The organism is Janthinobacterium sp. UMAB-56 (assembly GCF_900095265.1).
Taxonomy (GTDB): domain Bacteria; phylum Pseudomonadota; class Gammaproteobacteria; order Burkholderiales; family Burkholderiaceae_D; genus Janthinobacterium.
In genome coordinates, this window is sequence record NZ_LT607693.1 from 1 (window position 1) to 2,848 (window position 2,848).

Genomic DNA, 2,848 nt, shown 5'->3' on the forward strand with positions numbered 1-2,848 from the left:
ATCCTCTGTACCTGCTAAGGTTATAGGGACAAGCCGTACGGGCAATTAGTACTGGTTAGCTTAATGCATTACTGCACTTCCACACCCAGCCTATCAACGTCCTGGTCTCGAACGACCCTTCAAAGAGCTCAAGGCTCTGGGAAATCTCATCTCAAGGCAAGTTTCCCGCTTAGATGCTTTCAGCGGTTATCTCTTCCGAACTTAGCTACCCGGCAATGCCACTGGCGTGACAACCGGTACACCAGAGGTTCGTCCACTCCGGTCCTCTCGTACTAGGAGCAGCCCCCTTCAAATTTCCAACGCCCACGGCAGATAGGGACCAAACTGTCTCACGACGTTTTAAACCCAGCTCACGTACCACTTTAAATGGCGAACAGCCATACCCTTGGGACCGGCTACAGCCCCAGGATGTGATGAGCCGACATCGAGGTGCCAAACTCCCCCGTCGATATGAACTCTTGGGAGGAATCAGCCTGTTATCCCCAGAGTACCTTTTATCCGTTGAGCGATGGCCCTTCCATACAGAACCACCGGATCACTATGTCCTACTTTCGTACCTGCTCGACTTGTCAGTCTCGCAGTTAAGCACGCTTATGCCATTGCACTATCAACACGATGTCCGACCGTATCTAGCGTACCTTCGAACTCCTCCGTTACACTTTAGGAGGAGACCGCCCCAGTCAAACTGCCTACCATGCACTGTCCCCGATCCGGATAACGGACCAAGGTTAGAACCTCAAACAAACCAGGGTGGTATTTCAAGGTTGGCTCCACGAGAACTAGCGTCCCCGCTTCAAAGCCTCCCACCTATCCTACACAGATTGGTTCAAAGTCCAATGCAAAGCTACAGTAAAGGTTCATGGGGTCTTTCCGTCTAGCCGCGGGTAGATTGCATCATCACAAACATTTCAACTTCGCTGAGTCTCGGGAGGAGACAGTGTGGCCATCGTTACGCCATTCGTGCAGGTCGGAACTTACCCGACAAGGAATTTCGCTACCTTAGGACCGTTATAGTTACGGCCGCCGTTTACTGGGACTTCAATCAAGAGCTTGCACCCCATCATTTAATCTTCCAGCACCGGGCAGGCGTCACACCCTATACGTCCACTTTCGTGTTTGCAGAGTGCTGTGTTTTTATTAAACAGTCGCAGCCACCAGTTTATTGCAACCCTTTCACCCTCATGGAGTAAACCAATCAAGCTACCGGGGCGTACCTTTTCCCGAAGTTACGGTACCAATTTGCCGAGTTCCTTCTCCCGAGTTCTCTCAAGCGCCTTAGAATACTCATCTCGCCCACCTGTGTCGGTTTGCGGTACGGTCTCGTATGACTGAAGCTTAGAGGCTTTTCTTGGAACCACTTCCGATTGCTTCGTGAACAAGTTCACTCGTCTCAACCCCTTGAATTACGCACCCGGATTTGCCTAAGTGCCTTCTATGAGCCAAAAACCAACTATTCCAACAGTTGGACAACCTTCCGCGATCCGTCCCCCCATCGCATCATACGACGGTGCAGGAATATTAACCTGCTTCCCATCAGCTACGCATCTCTGCCTCGCCTTAGGGGCCGACTCACCCTGCTCCGATGAACGTTGAACAGGAAACCTTGGGCTTACGGCGTGGAGGCTTTTCACCCCCATTATCGCTACTCATGTCAGCATTCGCACTTCTGATACCTCCAGCATCCTTTACAAGACACCTTCGCAGGCTTACAGAACGCTCTCCTACCATATNATATCCGCAGCTTCGGTGACTGGCTTAGCCCCGTTACATCTTCCGCGCAGGACGACTCGATCAGTGAGCTATTACGCTTTCTTTAAATGATGGCTGCTTCTAAGCCAACATCCTGACTGTTTTAGCCTTCCCACTTCGTTTTCCACTTAGCCAATCTTTGGGACCTTAGCTGGCGGTCTGGGTTGTTTCCCTCTTGACGCCGGACGTTAGCACCCGACGTCTGTCTCCCAAGCTCGCACTCATCGGTATTCGGAGTTTGCAATGGTTTGGTAAGTCGCAATGACCCCCTAGCCATAACAGTGCTCTACCCCCGATGGTGATACTTGAGGCACTACCTAAATAGTTTTCGGAGAGAACCAGCTATTTCCAAGTTTGTTTAGCCTTTCACCCCTACCCACAGCTCATCCCCTAATTTTTCAACATTAGTGGGTTCGGACCTCCAGGGCGTGTTACCGCACCTTCATCCTGGCCATGAGTAGATCACTTGGTTTCGGGTCTACACCCAGCGACTGATCGCCCTATTCGGACTCGATTTCTCTACGGCTTCCCTATTCGGTTAACCTTGCCACTGAATGTAAGTCGCTGACCCATTATACAAAAGGTACGCAGTCACGGAACAAGTCCGCTCCTACTGTTTGTATGCACACGGTTTCAGGATCTATTTCACTCCCCTTCCGGGGTTCTTTTCGCCTTTCCCTCACGGTACTGGTTCACTATCGGTCGATTACGAGTATTTAGCCTTGGAGGATGGTCCCCCCATATTCAGACAGGATGTCACGTGTCCCGCCCTACTTGTCGTACGCTTAGTATCACCGGTCNGTCCGACTATCACGTACAGGCTCTTCCCATTTCGCTCGCCGCTACTTTGGGAATCTCGGTTGATTTCTTTTCCTGCAGCTACTTAGATGTTTCAGTTCGCCGCGTTCGCCTTGCATACCTATGTATTCAGTATGCAATACCCTAAAAGGGTGGGTTGCCCCATTCGGAAATCTGCGGATCAAAGTGTGTTTGCTCACTCCCCGCAGCTTATCGCAAGCTACTACGTCCTTCATCGCCTGTAATCGCCAAGGCATCCACCATGTGCACTTATTCGCTTGTCCCTATAACGTTAGCCTCT

General features: G+C 51.1%; 1 rRNA gene. It reads right to left on the reverse strand.

The annotated features are described in order from the left end of the window. Positions 1-24 precede the first annotated feature (24 nt). Positions 25-2,831: ribosomal RNA gene (locus K0F85_RS28265) — 23S ribosomal RNA — on the reverse strand. Positions 2,832-2,848 lie beyond the last annotated feature (17 nt).